This window comes from Streptomyces sp. CNB091, from assembly GCF_000377965.1.
The window spans coordinates 58,098-82,420 of the sequence record NZ_KB899002.1 but is presented as its reverse complement, the minus strand read 5'-3'; the positions used below and the strand labels follow the sequence as shown (position 1 = coordinate 82,420).

Here is a 24,323-nt window from a genome sequence, read left to right as displayed (position 1 = left end):
CCGTATCGCCAGCGGGCCCGAGGGCCGGCCCGCCGGCCCGAGGTCAGAGGAAGGTCTGCCCCTCGCCCCGGTACGTCGGAACGCTCGCCGTGACCCTGTCGCCCTCGACCAGGTGCAGCGCGTCGAAGCGCTCGCACAGTTCCCCGGCCTTGGCGTGCCGGAACCACACCTTGTCGCCGATCAGCAGGTCGTCGGCGGGGGAGCCCCGCAGCGGCGTCTGTACCTCGCCCGCGCCCTCCTGCGCGCCGTAGCGCAGCCCCTCCGGCAGATACGGCACCGGCGAGCGGTCGGCGCCGGCCGGACCCGACGCCGGATAGCCGCCCCCGAGTACCGTCACCACGCCGACGCCGGGCCGGCGCACCACGGGCTGCGCGAACAGGGCCGCCGGCCGGCCGGTGAACGACGTGTAGTTGTCGAAGAGCCGGGGCACGTACAGCCCCGAACCCGCCGCGATCTCCGTCACCGCGGCCTCGGCGGCCGTGTGCTGCACACTGCCGGTCCCGCCACCGTTGACGAACTCCAGCTCCGGTGCGACCGCGCGGACCGTCCGGACCACCTCGGCCCGGCGCACCGCCAGCTCCTTGCGGGCGGCCGACTGCATCAGCCGGATCGCCCGGGACAGCAGCGGTCGCCCCGCCAGCGCGTCGCCGACCCCGGCGACATGCCCCTCGTACGCCATCAGCCCCACCAGCCGGAAGCCCGGTCTGCGGGCCACCGAGCGGGCCAGCTCGGCGAGTTGCGCGGGGGAGCGCAGAGGTGAGCGCAGCGCCCCGATCCGGACCCGGCCGCCCAGCATCCGCAGCGAGGTGTCCAGCTCCAGGCAGACCCGGATCTCCTCCCGGCCGCCCGCCCGGGAGGCGTCGATCAGCTCCAGCTGGGCGTGGTCGTCGACCATCACGGTCACGGCCCCGGCGAGCTCGGGATCGGCCGCCAGCTCGGCGAAGGCGGACCGGTCGGCCGACGGGTAGGCCAGCAGGACGTCGTCGAACCCGGCCCGCGCGAGCCACAGCGACTCCGCCAGCGTGTACGACATGATCCCGGCGAACCCGGGACGCGCGAGGACCCGCTCCAGCAGGGCCCGGCACCGCACCGACTTGCTCGCCACCCGGACCGGCTTCCCGGCCGCCCGCCGCACCAGATCGTCCGCGTTGGCGTCGAACGCCTCAAGGTCGACGATCGCGATCGGGGCGTCGAGATGGGCGGTGGCCCGGTCGTAGCGGGTCCGGTCAGCTGCGCGGGCAGTCATGGCCGCAGCTTGCCAGAGAGCCGCTACGGCTGGGTAGGGGGCTGATCGCGACAGTTCTGCGCCGACCGGGGCGTCCCGTTCCCCGCCGCCCGCCCGCAGCCCGTAGAGTGACGTGCACGCGAGCACCAACGGGCCTGTCAGCGGCGGTGATCCGTGGTCGGTACGAGGACGTGTATGCAGGGGGCCGGATGAGTACCGAAGCGCAGCGCGCCCCTGTGCCGCCCCGCCCGACCACCCCTCCCACGACGTCGGCCGGCCCTCCGGCACCCGCTTCCATGCCCACGCCCGCCTCACGGACCGCGCCGCCTCAGCAGGTTCGGCCGACGGTGGCTCCGCAGACGGCTCAGGCCGCACCGGCCCACCCGCCGGCTCCGGCCCCACAGGAAGCGTCTTCGGCCACGGCCGCTGCTCCGGCCCGGCAGGAAGCGTCTCCGGCCACGGCGGTTGCTGCGGCCCAGCAGTCGGCCCAGCACCCTTCCCCTCCCCGCCCGGCCGCACCGGCCCACCACGTACCGCCGACGCGTCCGGCCGCGCCTGCCGCGACTGCCGCGCCGGACCCGAAGGCCCCGCCGGCCCGCTTCACCCTGGCGGCCCGCGCCGTCCCACCAGCCCGTCCGGCCGCACCGGCAGCCCCTGCCCCGGCCCCTTCCGCCCGGGCGGTCCCACAGGGAGGACCGGTCGCTCAGGCCGGCTCGGCCCCGCAGGCCGCACCAGCAGCTCGTGCCCCGCAGGCCGGGCCGGCAGCCCGCGCCCCGCAGGCCGGACTCGCCTCGCAGGCGACACCGACAGCCCCCGCCCCGCAGGGAGGGCCGGCCCCGCAGGCCGGACCCGGGACGCAGGCCGCACCGGCCGCCCCCGCCCCGCAGGCCGCACCGGCCCAGCGGCCCACGCACCCCAGGGCGCCCGCGCCCCCGCAGCCCTCCACGATCCCCACCCCGAAGCAGCCGGGCCCGCCCCCCGCGGCTTCGCCGAGCCCGTCGCTTCCCGGCCCGCCCGACGGCCCACCGCCCGTCACCCGGCGCAGGCCCGTCGGGGCCGTCGACCTGACGCCCGCGCCGGGAGCCGTTCCGCCGCCCCCCGGCGGCTACCGGACGCCGGTCCGTTACGGCTACCCGGAGACGCCTGCCGAGACCACCACCCGGCTGCGGCCGGTCCGCCCCCGGCAGCGGTGGCGTACCGCGGCGGCCGCCGCCTGCGTCGTGCTCGGCCTCGGGCTGATCGGCGGGGCGGCCACCGGGGCCTGGCTGACCGGCGACTCCTCGGCCGAGACCACCGGGAACCCGTACACCGCCGCACGCGGCGCCTGGCACAGCGTCCCCGTCGACACGCTTTTCCCGCGCGCCCTCCAGGGCAAGGGCGCGGGCCCCGGTGGCACCCACCGCACCTGGACCCGGGTCGCCGTCGCCGCCGACAGCACCTGCGAGAGCGGGCTCGACCCGCTGCTCCTGACCACGCTCCGCTCCGTGGGCTGCGAGCGGCTGGTGCGCGCCACCTACACCGACGCCACCCGCTCCGCCGTCACCACCGTCGGCCTGGTCTTCACCGAGGCCGACGCCGCGGGTATGCGGGCCCTGCACACCCGGTTCACCGAGCAGAAGCTCGGCGCGCGCAAGGACCTCATGCCCCGTACGTACGCTCCCGAGGGCACGCCGGCGGCCTCCTTCGGCGACGGGCAGCGCGCCAGCTGGACGGTCAACCCGCTCACCGAGATCCCGGTCGTCGTCCTCGCCGTCTCCGGCTTCGCGGACGGCCGCACCGTCGCCGAGCCGCAGCCCGCGCCCGCCGCCATGGCCCCGGGCACCACGACGGACATCGCCCAGGCCGGGCTCGGCCACGAGGCGAAGGGCATCGCGGACCGCGTGGAGCGCGGGCTGCGCACGCACATCGCCGAACTCACGGAGCCGCCCGGATGACCCGACGACCCCACCGCGTCCTCGCCGCGGTCTGCGCCGCCGCCGTCCTCGCGCTCACCCCCGCCGCACCCGCCCACGCGGACGCCATCCGCGACCAGCAGTGGGCGCTGGACGCCCTGCACACCGACCGGGCCTGGGAGACCACCCGGGGCCAGGGCGTCACCGTCGCCGTCCTGGACACCGGGGTCGACGACGCCCACCCCGACCTGACGGGCCAGGTGCTCCCCGGCAAGGACCTCGTCGGCTTCGGCGCCGCCCGCGGCGACTCCTCCTGGGCCCTGCACGGCACCGCGATGGCCGGCATCATCGCCGGACGCGGCAACGGCCCCGGACGCTCCGACGGCGTCCTCGGCATAGCCCCCGAGGCCCGGATCCTGCCGGTCCGGGTCATTCTGGAGTCCAAGGACCCCGCCCGCGCCAAGGCCCGCAAGTCCCGCGGCCCCGCCCTCGCCGACGGCATCCGCTGGGCCACGGACAACGGCGCCGACGTCATCAACCTCTCCCTGGGCGACGACAGCAAGTCCGCTCACCCCGACCCCGGAGAGGACGCGGCCATCCAGTACGCCCTGTCCAAGGGCGTCCCCGTCGTCGCGTCGGCGGGCAACGGCGGCGAGAAGGGGGACCGGATCTCCTACCCGGCCGCCTACCCCGGGGTGATCGCGGTCGCCGCGGTCGACGAGTACGGCACGCACGCCTCGTTCTCCACCCGCCGCTGGTACGCCACCGTCAGCGCCCCCGGCGTCGACATCGTGGTCGCCAACCCGGACGGGCACTATTACATCGAGTGGGGTACGTCGGCCGCCGCCGCGTTCGTCTCCGGCGCGGTCGCCCTGGTCCGGGCCGCCCACCCCGGCCTGGACCCGGCCCAGATCAAGAAGCTTCTCGCCGACACCGCCCGGGACGCCCCCGCCGAGGGCCGCGACGACGCCCGCGGCTACGGGATCGTCGACCCGGCGGAGGCCATCGAGGAGGGCTCCCGGCTGCGTCCGGCCGACCTGGACGCCAAGGCCGCCCCGGCGGGACACCGGGGGCGGTACTTCGGCGATGGCCCGGCCCCGGCCCGTACCGCCGACGCGACGGCCAACTGGGCCGCCCCGCTCGCCGGCGGCCTCGGCGCGGCGCTGCTGGCCGCGGCCGTCGTTCTGTGGCGCGGCCGGAACGCCCCCGGCCGCCGCTGAACGCACCGCGCCCGGACCGGCCGCCGCTGAACGCACCGCGCCCGGACCGGCCGCCGCTGAACGCACCGCGCCCGGACCGGCCCCCGCCGACTCACCGACTCACCGACTCACCGACTCACCGGCTCGCCCCGGACACCGCGTCCGACCGGTCGCGCGCGGCCGTCTTCCGAGCCTGATCACCGGTGGGTCCGTCGCACCGCGGGGCGGCCCCGCGGTGCACCACGACCACCGCCACCAGCCCCAGCGCCAGGCCAAGCACGGTCCGGGGGCCGAACGGCTCCCCGAACATCAGGGCTCCCCACACCGCAGTGACCGGGGCCATCAGGAACATGAGCGTGTTGACCGCCGTGACGCCCGAGCGCCTCAGGATCAGCCAGTACAGCCCGTACCCGCCGAAGGTGGACAGCACGACCAGCCAGCCGACCGCGCCCCAGAACGCGAGCTCGGCGGGCGGCAGCGCGGTCCCCGTGCCGACGGCGAGCGCGGTGAAGATCACGGTGCTGGCGGCGCAGTGCACGGTCAGGGACACCGAAGGGGCCACCCGGGTGGCGGAACGGCTCTCCAGGAAGGTGGCCGCCACCAGCGACAGCATGCCGGCGAACGGCAGGGCGTAGGCCCACCCGGCCACCCCGGCGGCGGCCGAGGCGTCGGCCGTCGTCACCACGACGACCCCGGCCACCCCCAGACACAGGCCGAGCCACTGCCGGGGGGTCACGTGACTCCGCAGCAGCGGTCCGGCCAGCGCCCCCGCCACCAGGGGCTGGACCCCGTCGATCAGGGCCGTGGTGCCCGTGGAGACCCCGAGGTGGATCGCGTAGTAGACGGTCAGCAGATAGCCGCTCTGCGACAACGCGCCGATCACCGCCTGCCGGACCACGTCCCGGGCGCCGATGCCCCGCCAGGAGGCGCGCGCCACGGTCACCGCGACCACGGCCAGGACGACCGTCAGCGGCAGGAACCGCCACATCAGGATCGTGAGGGCGGAAGCGCTGCCGGCGCCGAGCTTGGCCCCGATGAACCCGGAGCTCCAGCACAGCACGAAGGCGACCGGGAGCAGGACGTTCATGACGCACCTCGCTATACAGATCGGTATACCTGCCCTCGACTATACAGATCGGTATACTCGCTGCCATGGGTACTTCCGATGAACTGCGCCGGATCACCATGACGCCTGCCGCGCGCCGGGCCCTGGCGGCCGCCGAGCGGCTCTTCTACGACCGGGGCATCCATGCCGTCGGGGTGGACCTGATCGCCGCCGAGGCCGGGGTGACCAAGAAGACCCTCTACGACCGCTTCGGCTCCAAGGAGCAGATCGTCGTGGAGTACCTCGCCGACCGCGACGAGCGCTGGCGCGCCTTCCTCGCCGAGCGCCTCGACGCCGCGCCGCCCGCGCCGCGCGCCCGGGTCCTGGCCGTCTTCGACGCCTCGCGCGCCTGGATGGCGGAGAACGGCTCCAAGGGGTGCAGCATGGTCAACGCCCATGCGGAGATCAGCGACCCGTCCCACCCGGCGCACGCGGTCATCACCGGCCAGAAGCAGTGGATGCTGGGCCTGTTCACCCGGCTCGCCCGGGGCGTCGAGGGCCTCGGCCCCGAGGCCGCCGACCGGCTGGGCCGGACGCTCATGCTGCTGCACGAAGGGGCCCTGGTCGCCCACGGACTGAAGGTCTTCCCGAACCCCGTCGCCCACGCCCGCGAGGAGGTGGCCGGCCTGCTGGCCGGGGTCACCGGGCGCTGAGCCCCGCGCCCGCCCCACCTGCGGGCAGGCGGCCGGACCCCAGGCACTACCCTCGTGCCGTGGAGCTCAAGAACATCCCGGACCCCGGTTTCTCCGACGACGACGGCTCGGCGTCCCCCGCCCTGACCAGGGCCCTGGACGCGTGGTCCCGCGACCGGAGTGCCGTCGGCCCGGTCCTCACGGCCCTGCGCGACGCCCGGCTCCTGGTTCCCGTCGTCGCCGTGCTCGGCGAGGTCGAGGAGGACGAGAACGGGCTCCGCCGCGAGAAGACCAGCGACATGGCCGTGCCCACCCTCCGGGCCGGCGGCCGGCGCGCGCTCCCCGCCTTCACCTCGACCGCGGCGCTCGCGCTCTGGGACCCCGAGGCGCGCCCCGTGGCCGTACCGCTGCACCAGGCGCTCCAGGCCGCCGCCCACGAGAAGGCCGACACCGTCGTGCTGGACCTCGCCGGACCCGTCGCCTTCGAGCTGAGCGGTCAGGCGCTCCTGGCCCTCGCCGAGAACCGCACCAGCACCGACCCGCTCCAGGACCCCGCCGTCATCGCGGCCGTACGGGAGACCGTGGCCGCCGACCCCGCCGTGGTCCGCGCCCACCTCGGGCCCGGCAGCGCGGACGGCACCCTCGCCCTCGTCCTCGCGCCCGACGCCGTGCCCGCCGAGGCGGCCCGCCGCATCGCGCAGGCGCTGTCGGCCAGCGAGGTGCTGCGAGCCCGGCTGGTGAGCGGCCTGGACCTGGCCGTTCTCCCCGCCGGCACGCCCATGCAGGGGGAGCCCCTCTTCGCCCGCTGACGCGGCGGGCCGCACCGGGGCGACCCGGTCGGCGCGCGCCAAGCGCCCGCCGCCGTGAGAATTGTCGGGAATGCGGAGAAATCCGACCAACCGATCAAGCTCGCGAGGTGGTTCCATGCAGAAGCGGATCGTGGCGTCAGAGTTCCTCGGCACCGTGCTGCTGGTGTTCTTCGCCGTGGGGTCCGCGGTGGTCGCCGTCGAATACCTCGGCACGGTGGGCATCGCCCTCACCTTCGGCTTCACCCTGCTCGCGCTGGCCTACGCGCTCGGCCCGATCTCCGGCTGCCACGTCAACCCCGCGGTCACGCTGGGCATGTATATGGCGGGCCGGATCGGCATCCGTACGGCCGTCGAGCGCTGGGTGGCCCAGTTCCTCGGCGCGGTCGTCGGCGCGGCCCTGCTGTTCCTGCTGGCGAAGCAGATTCCGGGGCTGGAGACCAGTGGCGAGTTCGGCACCAACGGCTACGACGACCGGTCGGCCGTCGGCATCAACATCGGCGGCGCGTTCCTCGCCGAGGTGGTCCTGACGTTCCTGCTCGTCTACGTGGTCCTCGCGGTGACCCACAAGGTGGCGGTCACCGGCTTCGACGGGCTGCCCATCGGCCTGGCGCTCGCCGCGATCCACCTGGTGGGCATCCCGCTGACCGGCACGTCGGTCAACCCGGCGCGCAGCTTCGGCCCGGCGCTCTTCGCGGGCGGCGCGGCCCTCTCCCAGCTCTGGCTGTTCATCCTCGCGCCCCTGGTCGGCGGAGCGATCGCCGCCTACGCCCACCGGCTCACCCACCCCTACCCCAACGTCCTGCCCACGGAGACCGAGGACGCCATCTGACGAACGCCGCGCCCCGTACCCACGCGGAAGCCCGCCGCCCCACGGGGGGACGGCGGGCTTCCTGGTGTACGGGGGAGGGGCGGGAGGCTAGCCGTAGACGGGACCGGTGTACTTCTCGCCGGGGCCGTGGCCGGGCTCGTCCGGCACCAGCGACGCCTCACGGAAGGCGAGCTGGAGGGACTTCAGGCCGTCGCGCAGCGGGGAGGCGTGGAAGGTGCTGATCTCCGTGGCGCTCGCGTCCAGCAGTCCGGCCAGCGCCTGGACCAGCTTGCGGGCCTCGTCGAGGTCCTTGTGCTCCTCGCCCTCCTCGGTGAGGCCGAGCTTCACGGCGGCTGCGCTCATCAGGTTGACGGCGACCGTCACGATCACCTCGACCGCGGGGACCTCCGCGATGTCGCGGGCCATGTCGTCGAAGCCGGGGTTCTCACTGCTGGGGGTCGCGTCACTCATGCCCACACGATAAGGCCAGGCCACCGCCCTCCCGCGCCCGGGAGCCGCTTCGGGACCCGCCGGGGCGGAGAGGGAGGCGATGGCGGGGGAGGCGGGGGATTAGCGCCCCCGGGGCCGGGCTGCTAACCTTGTGTAACGACCGGCCGGACATCTATGTGCCCGGCCCACAAGTGGAGGCTCCGATCTCCCACCTGACCGTCCTCACAGGACGGCGGGTCACCGGTCAGACGGTCCCCATCGTTCCGTACGGACGATGGAGCCGTCCGATGCGCCCCGCGGTTGACCGCGGCGGTGTTCCGGTAGTTCCTGGAGCCCCGCCTGTGTCCCGTCCGGGGCATTTTTTGTGCTCCCGGCTCGGTTGGTCTTGACGTTAGTAAGACGTTACGCGGCTGTCCGCCAGGCGGTCGCGTGGTGCTACCGAGGAGGATCCATCAGCGCCGAGCCCCGCATCAACGACCGGATTCGCGTTCCCGAGGTCCGACTTGTCGGTCCCAGCGGCGAGCAGGTCGGGATCGTTCCGCTTGCCAAGGCCCTGGAACTCGCACAGGAGTATGACCTCGACCTGGTCGAGGTGGCGGCGACAGCCCGTCCGCCCGTGTGCAAGCTCATGGACTACGGGAAGTTCAAGTACGAGTCGGCCATGAAGGCCCGTGAGGCGCGCAAGAACCAGGCGCACACGGTCATCAAGGAGATGAAGCTCCGGCCGAAGATCGACCCGCACGACTATGACACCAAGAAGGGTCACGTCGTCCGGTTCCTCAAGCAGGGCGACAAGGTCAAGATCACGATCATGTTCCGTGGTCGTGAGCAGTCCCGCCCCGAGCTGGGCTTCCGACTGCTCCAGCGTCTCGCTTCGGACGTGGAGGACCTGGGCTTCATCGAGTCCAACCCGAAGCAGGACGGCCGGAACATGATCATGGTTCTGGGCCCGCACAAGAAGAAGACCGAAGCCATGGCCGAGGCCCGTGAGGCCCAGGCCGCCCGCAAGGCCGAGCGTCAGGGTACGACCGACGCGCCGACCGAGGGCGACACCGCCGAGGCTCCGGCCGAAGCGGTCGAGGCTCCGGCCGAGACACCCTCCGAGACGTGACCTCAGGGGCTGCCATCCAGGCGGCCCCGGGTCCCCCCGGAATCCCATAGAGATCTGACGCCCCTGCAGTCCGGTGCCCCGCACCGTGAGGGGCGCCACTGACGAGGAGAGAACGGCGCGATGCCGAAGAACAAGACGCACAGCGGTGCCAGCAAGCGCTTCAAGATCACCGGCTCCGGCAAGGTGCTCCGCGAGAGGGCCGGCAAGCGCCACCTTCTCGAGCACAAGTCGTCCAAGAAGACCCGCTCGCTGACCGGCACGGTCGTCGTGGCTCCGGCCGACGCCAAGAAGATCAAGAAGCTTCTCGGCAAGTGAGGCTCGGCCTCCGGCTCGCCCCGGAGGCACGACCTCGATCACACCGGGACCAATTCGTTTCCGGGCCGTGTGAAGACACCCACGGCCCCGCTACAAGGAGTTAACAAGTGGCACGCGTCAAGCGGGCAGTCAACGCCCACAAGAAGCGCCGGGCAATTCTCGAGGCGGCCAAGGGCTACCGCGGGCAGCGTTCGCGTCTGTACCGCAAGGCCAAGGAGCAGGTCACCCACTCCCTGGTCTACAACTACAACGACCGCAAGAAGCGCAAGGGCGACTTCCGTCAGCTGTGGATCCAGCGCATCAACGCCGCTGCCCGCCAGAACGGCATGACGTACAACCGCCTCATCCAGGGTCTGAAGGCCGCCAACATCGAGGTGGACCGCAAGATCCTGGCCGAGCTCGCGGTCAACGACGCCAACGCGTTCGCCGCCCTCGTCGAGGTCGCTCAGAAGGCCCTCCCGAGCGACGTCAACGCCCCGAAGGCCGCCTGATCCAGGCCCCCCTTCCAGGTAACGCACCGGACCCGCAGGCGTACGCCGCCTGCGGGTCCGGTGCGTTGGACCCGCCGACGGCACACACCGGCCGACGACACCCCCACACCGCCACAGCCGTACGCAGAGAGGCTCGCCGCCGACCATGGGCACCCCCGAACTGATCTCCCCGCGTTCTCCCCGTGTCGCCGCCGCCCGCCGGCTGGCCCGCCGCAACTTCCGCGGCAAGGAGCGCAGGTTCATCGCCGAGGGGCCCCAGGCCGTACGCGAGGCCGCCGCCCACCGGGGCGGTGACGGCGAGCCGACGCTCATCGAGCTGTTCGCCACGCCCGACGCCGCCGACCGGTACGCCGACATCGTCGAGGCCGCCCACACCGCGGGCGCCCGGGTGCACCTGGCCGACGACGACGTCCTCGCCGACGTCTCGCAGACCGTCACCCCGCAGGGCCTCATCGGCGTCTGCCGCTTCCTGGACACCCCGTTCCAGGAGATCCTCGCCGCGAAACCCACCCTGGTGGCCGTTCTGGCCAACGTGCGGGACCCCGGGAACGCCGGGACGGTACTGCGCTGCGCGGACGCGGCCGGCGCGGACGCGGTGATCCTGACCGACGCCTCGGTCGACCTCTACAACCCCAAGTCCGTACGGGCCTCGGTCGGTTCGCTCTACCACCTGCCCGTCGCCGTCGGCGTCCCCGTCGAACAGGCCGTGCGGGGCCTGAGGGACGCCGGGGTGCGCATCCTCGCCGCCGACGGGGCCGGGGCCGCCGACCTGGACGACGAGCTGGACGCGGGCACCATGGGAACCCCCACCGCCTGGGTCTTCGGCAACGAGGCCTGGGGGCTCCCCGAGGAGACCCGCGCGCTCGCCGACGCCGTCGTCCGCGTCCCCATCCACGGCAGGGCGGAGAGCCTCAACCTCGCCACCGCCGCCGCCGTCTGCCTGTACGCCTCCGCCCGCGCGCAGCGTCCCCGGCGCACCCCCGACGCGTAGCGCGGCGCCGCTCCGACGCCCCGTCAGCACACGATCCCAGCCATTCCCGCGCCCCTCCCACCGGCGCACTCCTCTCCGCGCCCCCACAGGGTGTCGCCGGTTCACCACCGCCTAGTAGGGTGACGAACTCGGGGGCCCACTGCACCGGTTCGAGAGGTGGGGATACGGGAAGATGGCTGTCGGCATGAGCTCGCCGCGACCGGCGCACACCACCGCGGCACGCGCTGCGGAAGAGGAGCCGGACGGGTCGGCGGCCGGTCCGGACGGCCTCGGCGCCGGCCTCCGCCAGGAAGCCCCCGGCATCGACCCGGACGACCTTCCCGACGGTCTCGTCGTCGCCGACGCGAGCGGGCGCGTCGTCTGCTTCAACACCGCCGCCGCCCGCATCACCGCCACCCCCCGCGCCGACGCCATCGGACGCCCCCTGGACGTCGCCCTCCCGCTGGAGGACCTCAAGGGGAAGCGCTGGTGGGAGCTGACCGACCCGTACGGCGGTCTCGCCACCCGCAAGGCCCAGCCCGAGCGCAACCTGCTGCTGCCCGGCGGCCGTGAGGTGCTGGTCTCCGCCCGTTACGTACGCGAGCACCCCCTCGGCCCGGTGCGACGGGTCGTGGTCTCGCTGCGGGGCACCGAGGCCCGCCGGCGTACCGAACGCAGCCATGCCGAGCTGATCGCCACCGTCGCCCACGAACTGCGCTCCCCGCTGACCTCCGTCAAGGGGTTCACCGCCACGCTGCTCGCCAAGTGGGAACGTTTCACCGACGACCAGAAGCGGCTGATGCTGGAGACCGTCGACGCGGACGCCGGCCGGGTCACCCGGCTCATCGCCGAACTGCTCGACATCTCCCGCATCGACTCCGGCCGGCTGGAGCTGCGCCGCCAGCCCGTCGACGTCTCCGCCGCCGTGGCACGGCACATCCAGGCGCTCATCACGGGCGGCCAGGCACCCGACCGCTTCCGGGTCCGGGCCCGGGGACCCCTGCCGGCCCTGTGGGCCGATCCCGACAAGGTCGACCAGGTCCTCGGCAACCTCCTGGAAAACGCGGTGCGCCACGGCGAGGGAACCGTCACCATTGAGATCGCCCCGGCACCCGCGCCGGGGGCGGACGACGAGACGGGAACGGCTGTCACCGTGAGCGACGAAGGCCCCGGCATCCCCGAGGAGTCGATGGGCCGTGTCTTCACCCGCTTCTGGCGGGGAAGCAAGCGCGGCGGCACGGGCCTGGGCCTCTACATCGTCAAGGGCATCGTCGAGGCCCACGGCGGCACCATCACCGTCGACCGGGGACCCGGCGGCGGAGCCCGGTTCCGATTTATTCTGCCCGTGAGCATGCCCGCCTATCTGAAGTAGAGGGGTTTGCGTAGCAATCAGGCAGGGCCGTGGTGGGCGACGGGAGGGCTGAGCGGCCCACGGGCTCCCCGACCGTCCTGCGGCCTTTAGACTCGACCTTTGGCACCTTTGCGTCCTCCAGTCGTCGAGCGGGGTCGCGCCACCAGCCAATCGGAAGCACGGGAAGAGATGTCGGCACCGAACAAGTCGTACGACCCAGTCGAGGTCGAGGCACTGAAACCGGAAGAGATCGAGCGCCTGCGGGACGAGGCGTTCGCCGCCTTCGCCGCCGCGGGCGACCTCGACGCGCTCGCCCAGGCGAAGACCGCGCACACCGGAGGTACCTCGCCGCTGTCCCTCGCCAACCGCGAGATCGGCGCCCTGCCCCCGCAGGCCAAGGCCGAGGCGGGCAAGCGCGTGGGCCAGGCCCGCGGAGCCGTCTCCAAGGCGCTCGCCGCCCGCCAGGCGGAGCTGGAGGCCGAGCGGGACGCCCGGGTGCTCGTCGAGGAGGCCGTGGACGTCACGCTGCCCTACGACCGCGTCCCGGCCGGCGCCCGCCACCCCCTGACGACCATCATGGAGCGTGTCGCGGACGTCTTCGTGGCCATGGGCTACGAGATCGCCGAGGGCCCGGAGGTCGAGGCGGAGTGGTTCAACTTCGACGCCCTGAACTTCGTGCCCGACCACCCGGCCCGCCAGATGCAGGACACCTTCTTCGTGCAGGGCACCACGCCCGACGGGAAGGCGACCGAGGGCGACGAGTCCGGCGTCGTGCTGCGTACGCACACCTCCCCGGTCCAGGCCCGCTCGCTGCTGGAGCGCAAGCCCCCCGTCTACGTGGTCTGCCCCGGCCGGGTCTACCGCACCGACGAGCTCGACGCCACGCACACCCCGGTCTTCCACCAGATCGAGCTGCTCGCCGTCGACGAGGGCCTCACCATGGCCGACCTCAAGGGCACCCTCGACCACATGGTCCAGGCGCTCTTCGGACCGGACATGAAGACCCGGCTGCGGCCGAACTTCTTCCCGTTCACCGAGCCGTCCGCCGAGATGGACATGGTCTGCTACGTCTGCCGCGGCGAGTCCGTCGGCAACCCGGACCGCCCCTGCCGTACCTGCGGCAGCGAGGGCTGGATCGAGCTCGGCGGCTGCGGCATGGTCAACCCCAAGGTGCTCGTCGCCTGCGGCGTCGACCCCCAGAAGTACAGCGGATTCGCCTTCGGGTTCGGCATCGAACGGATGCTGATGTTCCGCCACAACGTCGAAGACATGCGAGACATGGTCGAGGGTGACGTCCGGTTCACCCGGCCGTTCGGGATGGAGATCTGATGCGCGTCCCGCTTTCCTGGCTGCGGGAGTACGTCGACCTGCCGGCGACGGAGACCGGCCGTGACGTACAGGCCAAGCTCGTCTCCGTAGGCCTCGAAGTCGAGACCGTCGAGCAGATCGGCGCGGGCCTCAAGGGCCCCCTGGTCGTCGGCAAGGTCCTGACCATCGAGGAGCTGGAGGGCTTCAAGAAGCCCATCCGCTTCTGCACGGTCGACGTCGGCGCCGCCAACGGCACCGGCGAACCGCAGGAGATCGTCTGCGGCGCCCGTAACTTCTCGGTCGGCGACAAGGTCGTCGTGGTCCTCCCGGGCGCGGTCCTGCCCGGCGACTTCGCGATCGCCGCCCGCAAGACGTACGGCAAGACCTCGCACGGAATGATCTGCTCCACCGACGAGCTCGGCATGGGCGACGACGGAACGCACGGCATCATCGTGCTGCCGCCGGAGCACGAGGTCGGCACCGACGCGATCGAGCTGCTCCAGCTCGTCGACGAGGTCCTCGACATCGCCGTCACCCCGGACCGCGGCTACTGCCTCTCGATGCGCGGTGTCGCCCGGGAGACCGCCATCGCGTACGGGCTGCCGCTGCGCGACCCGGCGCTGCTGGACGTGCCCGCGCCGAACGCGTACGGCTACCCGGTCAAGATCAGTGACCCGATCGGCTGCGACCGGTTCACCGCGCGCACCGTCACCGGTCTCCAGCCCGAGGCCCGCTCCCCGATCTGGATGCGCCGCCGCCTCCAGAAGGCCGGGATGCGGCCGATCTCGCTGGCCGTCGACATCACCAACTACGTGATGCTGGAGCTCGGCCAGCCCTTGCACGCCTACGACCGCACCCGGGTCGAGGGGCCGATCGGCGTGCGCCGCGCCGCGCAGGGCGAGAAGCTCACCACGCTGGACGGCACCGTGCGCGTGCTGGACGCCGAGGACCTCGTCATCACCGACGACCGCGGGCCCATCGGCCTCGCGGGCGTCATGGGCGGGGCCAACACCGAGATCGCCGACGTGGACGGCGAGCACGCCCTCACCACCGAGGTCGTCATCGAGGCCGCGCACTTCGACGCGATCTCGATCGCCCGCACCGCGCGCCGCCACAAGCTGTCCTCCGAGGCGTCCAAGCGCTTCGAGCGCGGCGTCGACCCGCAGGCCGCCGCCGCTGCCGCGCAGCGCACGGTGGATCTGCTGGTCCTCCTCGCGGGCGGCACCGCCGAGGCCGGGGTCACCGAGATCACCGCCCCGTCCGCGCCGCGCACCATCGCGATGCCCGCCGACCACCCGGACCGGGTCGCCGGTATGGGTTACGGCCGCGAGACCGTCGTCCGCCGCCTCCAGCAGGTCGGCTGCGACGTCTACGGGCAGGACGAGCTGATCGTCACCGTCCCGTCCTGGCGGCCCGACCTGAACGAGCCGAATGACCTGGCCGAAGAGGTCATCCGTCTTGAGGGCTACGAGAACCTGCCCTCCACGCTGCCCACGCCCCCCTCCGGGCGTGGTCTCACCGACCGCCAGCGGCTGCACCGCCGCATCGGTCGGGTGCTGGCCGGAGCCGGTTACGTCGAGGCGCTGAGCTACCCGTTCATCGGCGACGCGGTCCTGGACCAGCTCGGCCTGGAGGCGGACGACGCCCGCCGCCGCACGGTCGAGCTCGTCAACCCGATCTCCGACGAGGAGCCGGCGCTGCGCACCACGCTGCTGCCGGGCCTCCTCGGCGCCCTGCGGCGCAACGACGGTCGCGGCAGCCACGACCTGGCGCTCTTCGAGACCGGTCTGGTCTTCAGGCCGACGGGCCAGGAGACGCAGGCGGTCCGGCTGCCCGTCGACCGCCGGCCCACCGACGAGGAGATCGCCTCTCTCGACGCGGCCCTGCCGCGTCAGCCGCGCCGCGCAGCCGTCGTCCTCGCGGGCGCCCGCGAGCAGTCCGGCTGGTGGGGCAAGGGCACCCCGGCGACCTGGGCGGACGCCGTCGAGGCCGCTCGCTCGATCGCCGCGGAGGCCGGTGTGGAGGTCATCGTCCGCGCCGACCGGCACGCCCCGTGGCACCCGGGCCGCTGCGCCGCGCTCTACGTCACCGTGAACGGCGAGGAGACCCTCTTCGGACACGCGGGCGAACTGCATCCGCGCGTCATCAAGGCGCTCCACCTGCCCGAGCGGACCTGCGCCGCCGAGGTCGAGCTGGACGTCCTGGAGCAGGCCGTCGACGGAGCGCTCCAGGCGCCCCGGATCTCCACCTTCCCGGTGGCGACCCAGGACGTCGCGCTCGTCGTCGCCGGGGACGTCCCGGCCGCCGACGTGGAGCGGGCCCTGCGCGAGGGCGCGGGTGAACTCCTCGAATCGCTGCGGCTGTTCGACGTCTTCACCGGTGAGCAGATCGGCGGGGGCAACAAGTCCCTGGCGTACGCGCTGCGCTTCCGCGCCGCCGACCGCACCCTGACCGTCGAGGAGGCGTCCGCCGCCCGCGACAGCGCGGTGGCCCTGGCCGCCGAGCGCACGGGCGCGGTGCTGCGCGGCGCGTAGCCCGTGCCGCAACGTTGAGAAGGGGCGTATCCGGCCACCGGATACGCCCCTTCTCCATCCCGCCGAGCGACGGAGGGACCACACGCCGGAGCCGGCACCGGAACCGGGAGGAACGCGGTTCCGGTGTCCGTTCCGCAGCCACCCTCCTTCGTCGTCGGTCAGTGGGCCGTGCGGTCCGGGCGCCGTCCGCGCTGCCTCGGAGTGTCGGGCAGGTCAGCAGCGCGGACGGCGCGGGTGTGGGTCGTAGGCCGTTACGAGGGGGAGCCGACGACCCGGCCGCCTCTTGCGAGGGAGCTCATTCAACCGAGCCCGGGACCCGCGCGGCAGAGCGCACAGCAGGAGGGTTCGGGCATTCCGTTCACACCCCGTGTGAATCGTGCTCCACTAGGCTCATTGCGACACGCACCTGGGGGGACGATGGAGCCCAATGTCCTGCTCGAAGCCCTGATCGAGGAGGCCGGTGTGTCCCGCGCGGGCCTCGCCGGTCACGTCAACCGGGCGGGCCTGACCCGTGGGCTGAGCCTGCGGTACGAACACACGGCGGTCTCCCGCTGGCTCAAGGGCCAGCGCCCGCGGGGGCAGGTGCCCGACCTGATCTGCGAGGTGCTGGCCGGCCGGCTGGGTCGGCCCGTCGGGCTCGACGACGTCGGGATGGGCGCGTCGGCCGCTTCCGCCGGGGCGGACGGCGGCGCCGGGAGCGGCTCCCTCGGCGGGTTCGTCGAGCGGGCCACCGCCCTGTGGCGCTCCGACGAACAGCAGCGCCCGCACCTGGCCACCGTGCCCGCCGTCACCGGCACGCCGGCGGTGATGCCGGTCTGGGAGTGGGAGAACCCCCCGGAGGACACCGACGTCTCGCGGCCGGGACCGGGCCGGGTCAGCGCGGGCGACATAGCGATGCTCAAGTCGGCCCGCGACCACTACGAGCAGATGTACCGCAAGACGGGCGGCCTCGCGACCAGATCCCGGATCGTCCGCTTCCTCAACGCCGAGGCCGCGCCGCTGCTGCGCGGCGGCTACAGCGACGCGCTGGGCCGGAGCCTGCACCGGGCGACGGCGGGACTCGTGGCGGTGGCGGGCATCTGCGCCTACGACTCCGACGCCCACGGACTCGCCCAGCGCTACTTCCACCAGGCGCTGCGGCTCGCCAAGTCCAGTGGGGACCGGGGGCTGGGCGGCTATGTGATCGCGCTGCTGGTCACCCAGTCGCTGTTCCTCGGCGACTACCGCCGCTCCATCGCCTTCGCCGAGGCCGCGCTGCGGGCCGCCGGCGGTCACATCACCCCTGCCCTCGCCGCCGATCTGCACGCGATGCAGGCCAAGGCGTACGCCCGGCTGGGTGACGCGGCGAACGCCCGGGCCTGCATCGGGCGGGCCGAGGCGCAGGCGGGCCGGATCCACACCGGCCGGGAGCCGGACGAGACCGGGTACGTCCAGCCGGGCCTGGTCGACGTCCAGGTGGCGGAGGCGCTGCTCGGTCTCGGGGACCTGCCCGCCGCCCGGGAGCACGCGGCCTCCGCCGTGCGCGCCCCGGCGCACGACCGGGGGCGCGTGCACCGTCTCGCGATGTTGAGTCATATCGAGCTGCTTCAGGGCGAGGCCGACCGCGCGGCCGGTACAGCTGCCGAAATGGCGATGAGGGCCCGGGGGATGGAGTCCCAGCGGCTGCGCGACCGGCTGCGGCAGGTCCGGAGCGAACTGGCCGCGAGCGGCTGCTCCGACGCGGTGGGGACCACCGACCTCATCGACGAGGCGCTCCGCGTGCCTCTGTGAGCTCTGCCGACGCCCCGTCGTCCGCTCCCCGTGACAGCCGAGCCTGTTGACATGTTGACCCCAACATGTCGAAAGGCGGCAGAACCGTGCAGTGGACGAACTTGAGCGAACGGAATGTGTATCAGAACCCGTGGTTCCGGGTGAATCTGGCGGACGTCCAGCTCCCCGACGGCAGTCGCCTCGACCACTTCGTCATCCGGCTGCGACCCGTCGCGGCCGCCACCGTCGTCAACGAGGCGAACGAGGTGCTGCTGCTCTGGCGGCACCGGTTCATCACCGACAGCTGGGGGTGGGAACTGGCCGCGGGCGTCGTCGAGGACGGCGAGGACATCGCGTTGGCGGCGGCCCGCGAGATGGAGGAGGAGACCGGCTGGCGCCCCGGCGAGCTGCGCCCGCTGCTCACCGTGGAACCGTCGAACGGCCTCACCGACGCCCGCCACCACCTCTTCTGGTCCGACGAGGCCCACTGGACCGGGCCCCCGCAGGACGCCTTCGAGTCCTCGCGCCGCGAGTGGATACCGCTCAAGGTGGTCCCGGACATGATCGCCCGGGGCGAGGTGCCCGCCGCGAACATGGCGGCCGCCCTGCTGATGCTGCACCACCTGAGACTGGGCTGACCCGGCCGCGCACGAGCACCCCGCACGCACGAGCACCCCGCACGCGCGAGGAGCCGGCCCGGGGTGACCGGGACCGGCTCCCGACAGCGCATCGCGGAGCCGGTCTTGCGGCCGAGCCGGCCCGAGGCGGCCATCCATCGAGGCGTACTGGCAGACCTACGAGTTCGACGCGTCCGGCAACCGCACCAAGATGGTCGAGCACGACCCCGCCGGGAACGTCGCCAAGGACATCACCCGCACCTACAGCTACGGCGCCGACGCGGGCGGTTCGAACCGGCTGAAGGAGATCACCTCCACCGGCATCGACGGCACCACCAAGTCCACCTTCGGCTACGACAAGGTCGCGCATCGGTTCGCAAGACAGCGATAAGGTCCCCCGGTGGCGGAATGTCGACCTGGCTGAGGCGGAACGTATGACCGACGGTAATTCCTACGCGAGTAACCCGGAGTATCTTCCGAAATTCATGAACGACCCTCGCGACGATGACGGTCGCCAGGTCGTGAAGTTGAATCTCGCTGAGAACAGCGAACTGACGGCGATCGGCCTGAGCAGGTTCCCGGCCGGCGCGGGCGACGTGATCGACTTCACATCCATTCCGTACGAAGAGCGCCTCTGGTGGGACGACGAGGAGCACTGGGTGAGTATGGCGGTGGAAATGCTCTCCTCGTACGTGCAGCGAGGCGAGCGGGTCGCCATCATCTGGGGAAACTATGCGATGCCAACCGTGGTCATGCCTGCGGATGTCGCAGTCCGGCATGCGCGGGACATCCTGGACGCCGGCCCGCACTTCTGGATCCATCCGATCGGCGGTTCAGTGCTCATCGAATGCCTGATAGATGGCCAGGTGACGATCGTGACGATTCCGTCAGACTGAACACGGAAACGTGAGAACGTCCCGCTCGAAAATTGTGCAAGGCGGCGAGCGGAGCGAATCGTGATGCGAAAGGGACGTTCGTGATGAGCGATCGGTGGAATGACCCGGGGCTTCTGCGGGGCGCGGTGAGCGGGGCCGACGCGTTCAGTCTGCCGTCCGCGGACGCTGCGGCCGGGTCCTTCGAGGTCGAGTTCTGGTCGCCGGTGCGGGCGTGAGCGAGATTTCTTACGTTACGGGGCCCGGCGATGCGGGTGAAGGGGTGGTCGAGGGGCCGCACCTCCCCTGGCGCACCTCGGTGCGTATACCGGGCGTGGAGGCCGTGCCGGTGCTGAGCGTGACAGTGGTCGAGGACGAGGGCGGATCGAGAGCGTGATCCGTGTCGACGGCCTGGAGGCGATGCGGTCCACGGCTGCGGGAGCTTCGGGTACGTCGGTGTGCGTCGCGGAGCCCGGCGGGGACTGGTGACGCCCGCGCCGGGCGGCAACTCGGGCGGCGGCGGTGGATCCCTCGCCCTGGCCTCCGCCGGGGACGAGGCCGGAAGGCCGGCAAGGTCCGCTTCGGCCACGAGGCCCCCGGCCGCGTGACCCTACGTCAGATAACCCGCCTGTCACGCAAGCCCGGCATAGGGCGCTACGAAGGGGTCGCGGAGGATCGCCCTCGCCGCCGTAGTCACCCCTTCACGCGTGACCGACGTGTCGAGCTGCGCCGCGGTGATGTGGTGTCCCGTGCGAGGCCCGGACGGTATGACGTCGGGACCCACACGGGACGGGTGGGTCAGCGCTTCATGAGGGCGAAGACGCCCCAGCTGAGGTACTCACGTCCGTAGCGGGCGTAGTGGGCGGGCTCGGTGGTGAGTTCTTCCCGTACCTCGGGGGCGAGTTCGTCTTCCGGGTTCGCGTCGAGCCAGCGGCGCATGCTGAGCCACTGGGCCGCGGCGTAGCGGTCCCAGCTGTCCTGGTCGGCCAGCATCATTTCCACGACGTCGTACCCGAGTTCCTGGAACTGCTCGATGAGTTCGGGGAGGAGCAGGAAGTCGGAGATGGAGGTGGCGTGGCATGCCTTGGCGGTCTCCTCGTCCGGCGGGGTCTGCCGCCAGAAGGGCTCGCCGATCAGCATCATTCCTCCGGGGCGGAGGCTGCGCTGGAGCAGTTTGATCGTTCCGGGGACGCCGTTGCCGATCCAGGTGGCGCCGACGCAGGCGGCCAGATCGACCGGCTGCTCTGCGACATGGCCGGCGGCGTCACCGTGGACGAACGCGACCTGTTCGGCGACGCCGAGTTCGGCGGCGCGGGCCTGGGCCTGCTCGGTGAAGAGCGTGCTGATGTCGACTCCGGTGCCGGTGAAGCCCAGGTCGCGAGCCCAGGTGCACAGCATTTCGCCCGAGCCGCTGGCCAGGTCGAGCACCCGGGTCCCGGCGGGAAGGCGGAGGGATTCGCCCAGAGTGGCGAACTTGTCCGCGGTCAGCGGGTTGTGGATGCGGTGGCCGCTCTCGCGGATGGTGAAGATGCGGGGAAGGTCCATGACCGTATTCCTTTCCGTCATGCCTTGAAGTGGGGGGACCGCTTGAGGGCGCGCACCTGGCGCGAGATCTGCTTCATCGGCCGTTCCAGCTCGGCGCGCAGGCGCGCGTCCGTGCGGGCGGTGGCATGGGTGTTCTCGCGTTGCAGCCGGTGGTAGCTGTCGAGGCGCCGCCGGGTGAGGCGGCCGTCCTCGACGGCCGCCGTCGCCGCGCAGCCCGGCTCGGTGGTGTGGGCGCAGTCCGCGAAGCGGCAGTCGCGGGCCAGTTCGGTGATCTCGGCGAAGACATGGTCCAGGCCATCGTCGGCGTCGTGCAGGCCGACGCCGCGCAGGCCCGGGGTGTCCAGCAGGACCCCGCCGTGGGGCAGGGGCACCAGTTCGCGCCACGCGGTGGTGTGCCGGCCCTTGCCGTCGCTGCCGCGTACCGAGCCGGTGGCCAGGAGGTCCTCGCCCAGCAGGCGGTTGCCGAGGGTGGACTTGCCCGCGCCCGAAGGCCCGAGCAGGACGACCGTGCCCGACAGGACCGCGGTCAGGACGTCGAGACCCTCACCGGTGGCGGCGCTGGTGACCAGCACCTCCACGCCCGGGGCCGCCTCGGCCACCTCGGACGCGGCCGAGGCGGGGTCGGTGCACCGGTCGGCCTTGGTGAGCATGATCACGGGTGTGGCACCGCTGTCCCAGGCCAGGGCGAGCATTCGCTCGACCCGCCCGAGCTTGAGCGGGTCGGCGAGGGAGACGGCCACCGCGACGGTGTCGACGTTGGCGGCCAGTACCTGGGCCTGTGAGGTGCGGGAGGCGGTGGAGCGGACCACGGCGGTCCGGCGCTGAAGAACCTCCACCACGGTGGCGGAGGTCGCCCGGCCGGCCGGACGGACGGCCACCCAGTCGCCGGTGCACGGCGTCAGCCGGTCACCGGTGCCCGAAGAGGGGAGGACCATCGCGCGGACGGGGCCGGTCTCGGCGACGACGTCGCACAGACCGCGCTCGGCCCGCACGACACGGCCCGGGATCAGTCCCTCGTCCCTCGACGGGGCGAAGGACCGCTCACGCTCCGTGTCCCAGCCGTAGTCGGCCGGCGTCAGAAGGCGCGAAGGATGGGAGAGAGCAGATGGGTGTGAAGTGTGTTGATGAAACAAAGTGGAGACCCTCGAAAGGGGGTCCCGCCGGACGGCAGACATGCCGAAACCACTCCCGCGGAGGGGAGGCAGGCAGGGGAAAGGTCAGGCCGAGACCCGAGAGATGCGAACGAGTCGGGCACCGCACACAGCGGTGGTCACCACGACCGTCATCGCGCATCTCCTCCGATCTCCATGAGTGGCATGGTCGCCACGTCCACGGAAACCGTAGCATCCTCCGTGAACCTCTGCGGCGGCGCCGGTTCGAGCTGGACACGAACCCACACCTAGCCCCCGCCGCGGCATGCTCAAGCACGGAACCTCAACGTGCTCGGCCGCTACAGCTTCCGTTCCTCTACCCCGGTCGACGGCGGCCTGCGCCCGCTGCGCGACCCCAGACCGTTTCCCCGCAGGGCAGGCTCACTGAGGAAATGCCGAGGCCATAGGCGGCGTTGGGAATCCAGTCTCGGGTGGGCACGGTAGTGAACATGTCGCGTTGTTGGTCGGGTGGCACTATCCGGCCCCCCAGCAGGCACGGAAGAACCGGTTGAGGTCCCCGGCGGTGGAGATCATGCCGCCGGCTGCCCGGAACATGGATGGATCGAGCTCGGTGCCGTCGTGGACCGGCGCGCCGGGGTCGGTTCGGAACAGCTTCGTGTAGTGCCGGGAGTGGGGCCCGTGGATCGTCGGGTCGCTGCCGTGCGGCAGGTACGTACCAGTCAGGCCGAACGGGTGCGAGATCCGCTCTGTGATCTCCTCGGCGAGCGCGCGGCCCGTGGCCCGTTCGATGATCAAGCCTGCGAGGACGTAGTTGGTGTTGGAATACGCCCACGCCCAGCCCGAACCCGGTGTGAAGGTGGGCGTGTGGGACGTGGCGATCTGCACCAGTGACTCGGGCGGGCGCGTCTCGTAGCGGTTCAGTGCTTCCTGGTCATCGGTGTAGTTAAAGATCCCGCTGGTGTGGTTGCAGCACGAGGTAACAGGGGGCAGCCCGTTGCGTGTGCTCTGATCAGGCATGACATCACCCGACGGCAGCACGCGGCATCCGGTGGCATGATCGCTCACGGTCTCGTCATGCGTAGGTCCCAGGTCTGAGTCACCAGGGACTTTTCAGCTCCGTCGGAGGGACATCCGAGGGAGTTTTCGCAGTACATGCACGGAAGGCTGCGACAGCGCCGAAAGGCCCGGGGTTTCGGGCCCGGCGGCGTGAGAGCCGGGCCCGCGGACGGGCGGTCAGCCGTACGGGTAGAAGCCCGACCCCGTCTTGCGGCCGAGGCGGCCCGCGTCGACCATGCGCTGGAGCAGCGGGGGAGCGGCGTACAGCGGCTCCTTGTACTCGGCGTACATCGAGTCCGCGACCGAGGCCACGGTGTCCAGGCCGATCAGATCGGCCAGCTTGAGCGGACCCATCGGGTGGGCGCAGCCCATCTCCATGCCGTTGTCGATGTCCTCTCGGCTGGCGATGCCCGACTCGAACATCCGGATCGCGGAGAGGAGGTACGGGATCAGCAGCGCGTTCACGACGAAGCCGGACCGGTCCTGGGCGCGGATCGGGTGCTTGCCGAGCACGTCCTGCACGACGGCCTCGGCGCGGGCGATCGTCTCGTCCGAGGTGGTCAGCGCCGGGATCAGCTCGACGAGCTTCTGCACCGGGGCCGGGTTGAAGAAGTGGATGCCGATGACCCGGTCCGGGCGCGAGGTGGCGACGGCCAGCTTCACCAGCGGGATCGAGGAGGTGTTGGAAGCCAGAATCGCGTCCTGCCGGGTCACCACCTGGTCGAGCACCTGGAAGATCTCGGTCTTGACCTGCTCGTTCTCCACGACGGCCTCGATGACGAGGTCGCGGTCGGCGAACTCCCCGAGGTCGGTCGTGAAGCTCAGCCGGCCGAGGGTCTCGTCCCGCTCCTCCGCGCTGATCTTGCCGCGCTCGGCGGCCTTCGAGAGGGAGTTGTACAGACGGGTGCGGCCGATCTCCAGCGCTTCGCCGGTGGTCTCGGCGACCTTCACTTCGAGGCCGCTGCGCGCGCACACCTCCGCGATACCTGCGCCCATCTGGCCACAGCCCACCACTCCGACGCGTGCAATGTCGGCCATAGAGTCCGTCACCTCGTGCCTTTCGCCGTTCTCCGTATCGCAGGGTCCCGTGTGATTCCGGTGCCCGCCTCGACCCCACGACGTTACTCCGAATGCCGCTGCGGACGTCCCGCGGGTCATGGCGGCCACGGGTG

Annotated in this window: 24 protein-coding genes; 17 read left to right on the top strand and 7 right to left on the bottom strand. The window is 72.3% G+C overall.

Annotation, left to right across the window (positions count from 1 at the left end):
* Positions 1–43 precede the first annotated feature (43 nt).
* Positions 44–1,246, bottom strand: coding sequence for an amino acid deaminase/aldolase (locus D581_RS0122690; protein WP_018959489.1), 1,203 nt, complete (start codon positions 1,244–1,246; stop codon positions 44–46).
* A gap of 1,043 nt (positions 1,247–2,289) precedes the next feature.
* Between D581_RS0122690 and D581_RS0122685 the strand changes: the two genes are divergently transcribed.
* The gene (locus D581_RS0122685; RefSeq protein ID WP_026290799.1) at positions 2,290–3,159 is read left to right on the top strand and encodes a hypothetical protein; all 870 of its coding nucleotides are present in this window, start codon (positions 2,290–2,292) and stop codon (positions 3,157–3,159) included.
* Positions 3,156–4,337, top strand: a complete 1,182-nt coding sequence (gene mycP, locus D581_RS0122680) for a type VII secretion-associated serine protease mycosin (RefSeq protein WP_018959487.1) — start codon at positions 3,156–3,158, stop codon at positions 4,335–4,337. Before D581_RS0122685 ends, mycP begins: the two co-directional genes overlap by 4 nt.
* A gap of 115 nt (positions 4,338–4,452) precedes the next feature.
* On the opposite strand, the gene D581_RS0122675 is transcribed toward mycP, so the two are convergent.
* Positions 4,453–5,403 (bottom strand): DMT family transporter, encoded by a 951-nt coding sequence (locus D581_RS0122675; RefSeq protein ID WP_018959486.1) that lies wholly within the window; start codon positions 5,401–5,403, stop codon positions 4,453–4,455.
* 65 nt (positions 5,404–5,468) lie between these two features.
* Here D581_RS0122675 and D581_RS0122670 point away from each other — a divergent pair, with 65 nt between their 5' ends.
* The 3 genes from D581_RS0122670 (at position 5,469) to D581_RS0122660 (ending at position 7,691) form a co-directional block, all read left to right on the top strand.
* Positions 5,469–6,074, top strand: a complete 606-nt coding sequence (locus D581_RS0122670; RefSeq protein WP_032752888.1) for a TetR/AcrR family transcriptional regulator — start codon at positions 5,469–5,471, stop codon at positions 6,072–6,074.
* A gap of 59 nt (positions 6,075–6,133) precedes the next feature.
* A complete protein-coding gene (locus D581_RS0122665; RefSeq protein WP_018959484.1) occupies positions 6,134–6,862 on the top strand; it encodes an SseB family protein in 729 nt (242 codons plus the stop codon).
* 115 nt (positions 6,863–6,977) lie between these two features.
* Positions 6,978–7,691 carry an MIP family channel protein gene (locus tag D581_RS0122660; RefSeq protein ID WP_018959483.1) on the top strand — a complete coding sequence of 238 codons (714 nt, stop codon included), beginning with the start codon at positions 6,978–6,980 and terminating at the stop codon, positions 7,689–7,691.
* An 87-nt stretch (positions 7,692–7,778) separates the two neighbouring features.
* Here the strand turns inward: D581_RS0122660 and D581_RS0122655 are convergent, their stop codons facing one another.
* Positions 7,779–8,141, bottom strand: coding sequence for a DUF1844 domain-containing protein (locus D581_RS0122655; RefSeq protein WP_018959482.1), 363 nt, complete (start codon positions 8,139–8,141; stop codon positions 7,779–7,781).
* A gap of 364 nt (positions 8,142–8,505) precedes the next feature.
* Between D581_RS0122655 and infC the strand changes: the two genes are divergently transcribed.
* The 12 genes from infC to D581_RS1000000142215 all read left to right on the top strand — a co-directional run bounded on the left by infC (position 8,506) and on the right by D581_RS1000000142215 (position 19,677).
* Entirely contained in the window at positions 8,506–9,231 is a 726-nt protein-coding gene (gene infC / locus D581_RS0122650; RefSeq protein ID WP_469224443.1) for a translation initiation factor IF-3, read from the top strand.
* A gap of 120 nt (positions 9,232–9,351) precedes the next feature.
* Entirely contained in the window at positions 9,352–9,546 is a 195-nt protein-coding gene (rpmI, locus tag D581_RS0122645) for a 50S ribosomal protein L35 (RefSeq protein WP_003970213.1), read from the top strand.
* A 107-nt stretch (positions 9,547–9,653) separates the two neighbouring features.
* Positions 9,654–10,037: a 50S ribosomal protein L20 gene (gene rplT / locus D581_RS0122640; RefSeq protein WP_007457565.1), complete on the top strand. Its 384-nt coding sequence runs from the start codon at positions 9,654–9,656 to the stop codon at positions 10,035–10,037.
* A gap of 145 nt (positions 10,038–10,182) precedes the next feature.
* Complete coding sequence (locus tag D581_RS0122635; protein WP_018959480.1) at positions 10,183–11,028, top strand: TrmH family RNA methyltransferase; 846 nt, start codon at positions 10,183–10,185, stop codon at positions 11,026–11,028.
* 172 nt (positions 11,029–11,200) lie between these two features.
* The gene (locus D581_RS0122630; RefSeq protein ID WP_018959479.1) at positions 11,201–12,379 is read left to right on the top strand and encodes an ATP-binding protein; all 1,179 of its coding nucleotides are present in this window, start codon (positions 11,201–11,203) and stop codon (positions 12,377–12,379) included.
* A 168-nt stretch (positions 12,380–12,547) separates the two neighbouring features.
* Positions 12,548–13,687: a phenylalanine--tRNA ligase subunit alpha gene (pheS, locus tag D581_RS0122625; RefSeq protein WP_018959478.1), complete on the top strand. Its 1,140-nt coding sequence runs from the start codon at positions 12,548–12,550 to the stop codon at positions 13,685–13,687.
* Positions 13,687–16,200: a phenylalanine--tRNA ligase subunit beta gene (gene pheT, locus D581_RS0122620; RefSeq protein WP_018959477.1), complete on the top strand. Its 2,514-nt coding sequence runs from the start codon at positions 13,687–13,689 to the stop codon at positions 16,198–16,200. Before pheS ends, pheT begins: the two co-directional genes overlap by 1 nt.
* 417 nt (positions 16,201–16,617) lie before the next feature.
* Positions 16,618–17,970 (top strand): NsdA family TPR-like regulatory protein, encoded by a 1,353-nt coding sequence (locus D581_RS0122615; protein ID WP_018959476.1) that lies wholly within the window; start codon positions 16,618–16,620, stop codon positions 17,968–17,970.
* Between the two features lie 86 nt (positions 17,971–18,056).
* Positions 18,057–18,587: an NUDIX hydrolase gene (locus tag D581_RS0122610; RefSeq protein ID WP_026290797.1), complete on the top strand. Its 531-nt coding sequence runs from the start codon at positions 18,057–18,059 to the stop codon at positions 18,585–18,587.
* Positions 18,588–18,777: 190 nt separating this feature from the next.
* Positions 18,778–18,957, top strand: coding sequence for a hypothetical protein (locus tag D581_RS0122605; protein ID WP_018959474.1), 180 nt, complete (start codon positions 18,778–18,780; stop codon positions 18,955–18,957).
* A 43-nt stretch (positions 18,958–19,000) separates the two neighbouring features.
* Positions 19,001–19,462 (top strand): hypothetical protein, encoded by a 462-nt coding sequence (locus D581_RS0122600; protein ID WP_486585872.1) that lies wholly within the window; start codon positions 19,001–19,003, stop codon positions 19,460–19,462.
* 83 nt (positions 19,463–19,545) lie between these two features.
* On the top strand, positions 19,546–19,677 hold the full coding sequence (locus tag D581_RS1000000142215) for a hypothetical protein (RefSeq protein WP_018959472.1): 132 nt from the start codon (positions 19,546–19,548) through the stop codon (positions 19,675–19,677).
* A 559-nt stretch (positions 19,678–20,236) separates the two neighbouring features.
* On the opposite strand, the gene D581_RS0122590 is transcribed toward D581_RS1000000142215, so the two are convergent.
* The 4 genes from D581_RS0122590 to D581_RS0122575 all read right to left on the bottom strand — a co-directional run bounded on the left by D581_RS0122590 (position 20,237) and on the right by D581_RS0122575 (position 24,189).
* Positions 20,237–20,983 (bottom strand): methyltransferase domain-containing protein, encoded by a 747-nt coding sequence (locus tag D581_RS0122590; RefSeq protein ID WP_018959471.1) that lies wholly within the window; start codon positions 20,981–20,983, stop codon positions 20,237–20,239.
* A 17-nt stretch (positions 20,984–21,000) separates the two neighbouring features.
* Positions 21,001–22,116 carry a ribosome small subunit-dependent GTPase A gene (rsgA, locus tag D581_RS0122585; RefSeq protein ID WP_032752886.1) on the bottom strand — a complete coding sequence of 372 codons (1,116 nt, stop codon included), beginning with the start codon at positions 22,114–22,116 and terminating at the stop codon, positions 21,001–21,003.
* Positions 22,117–22,608: 492 nt separating this feature from the next.
* A complete protein-coding gene (locus D581_RS1000000138675; RefSeq protein ID WP_469224447.1) occupies positions 22,609–23,160 on the bottom strand; it encodes a serine hydrolase domain-containing protein in 552 nt (183 codons plus the stop codon).
* 168 nt (positions 23,161–23,328) lie between these two features.
* Entirely contained in the window at positions 23,329–24,189 is an 861-nt protein-coding gene (locus D581_RS0122575) for a 3-hydroxybutyryl-CoA dehydrogenase (RefSeq protein ID WP_026290794.1), read from the bottom strand.
* Positions 24,190–24,323 lie beyond the last annotated feature (134 nt).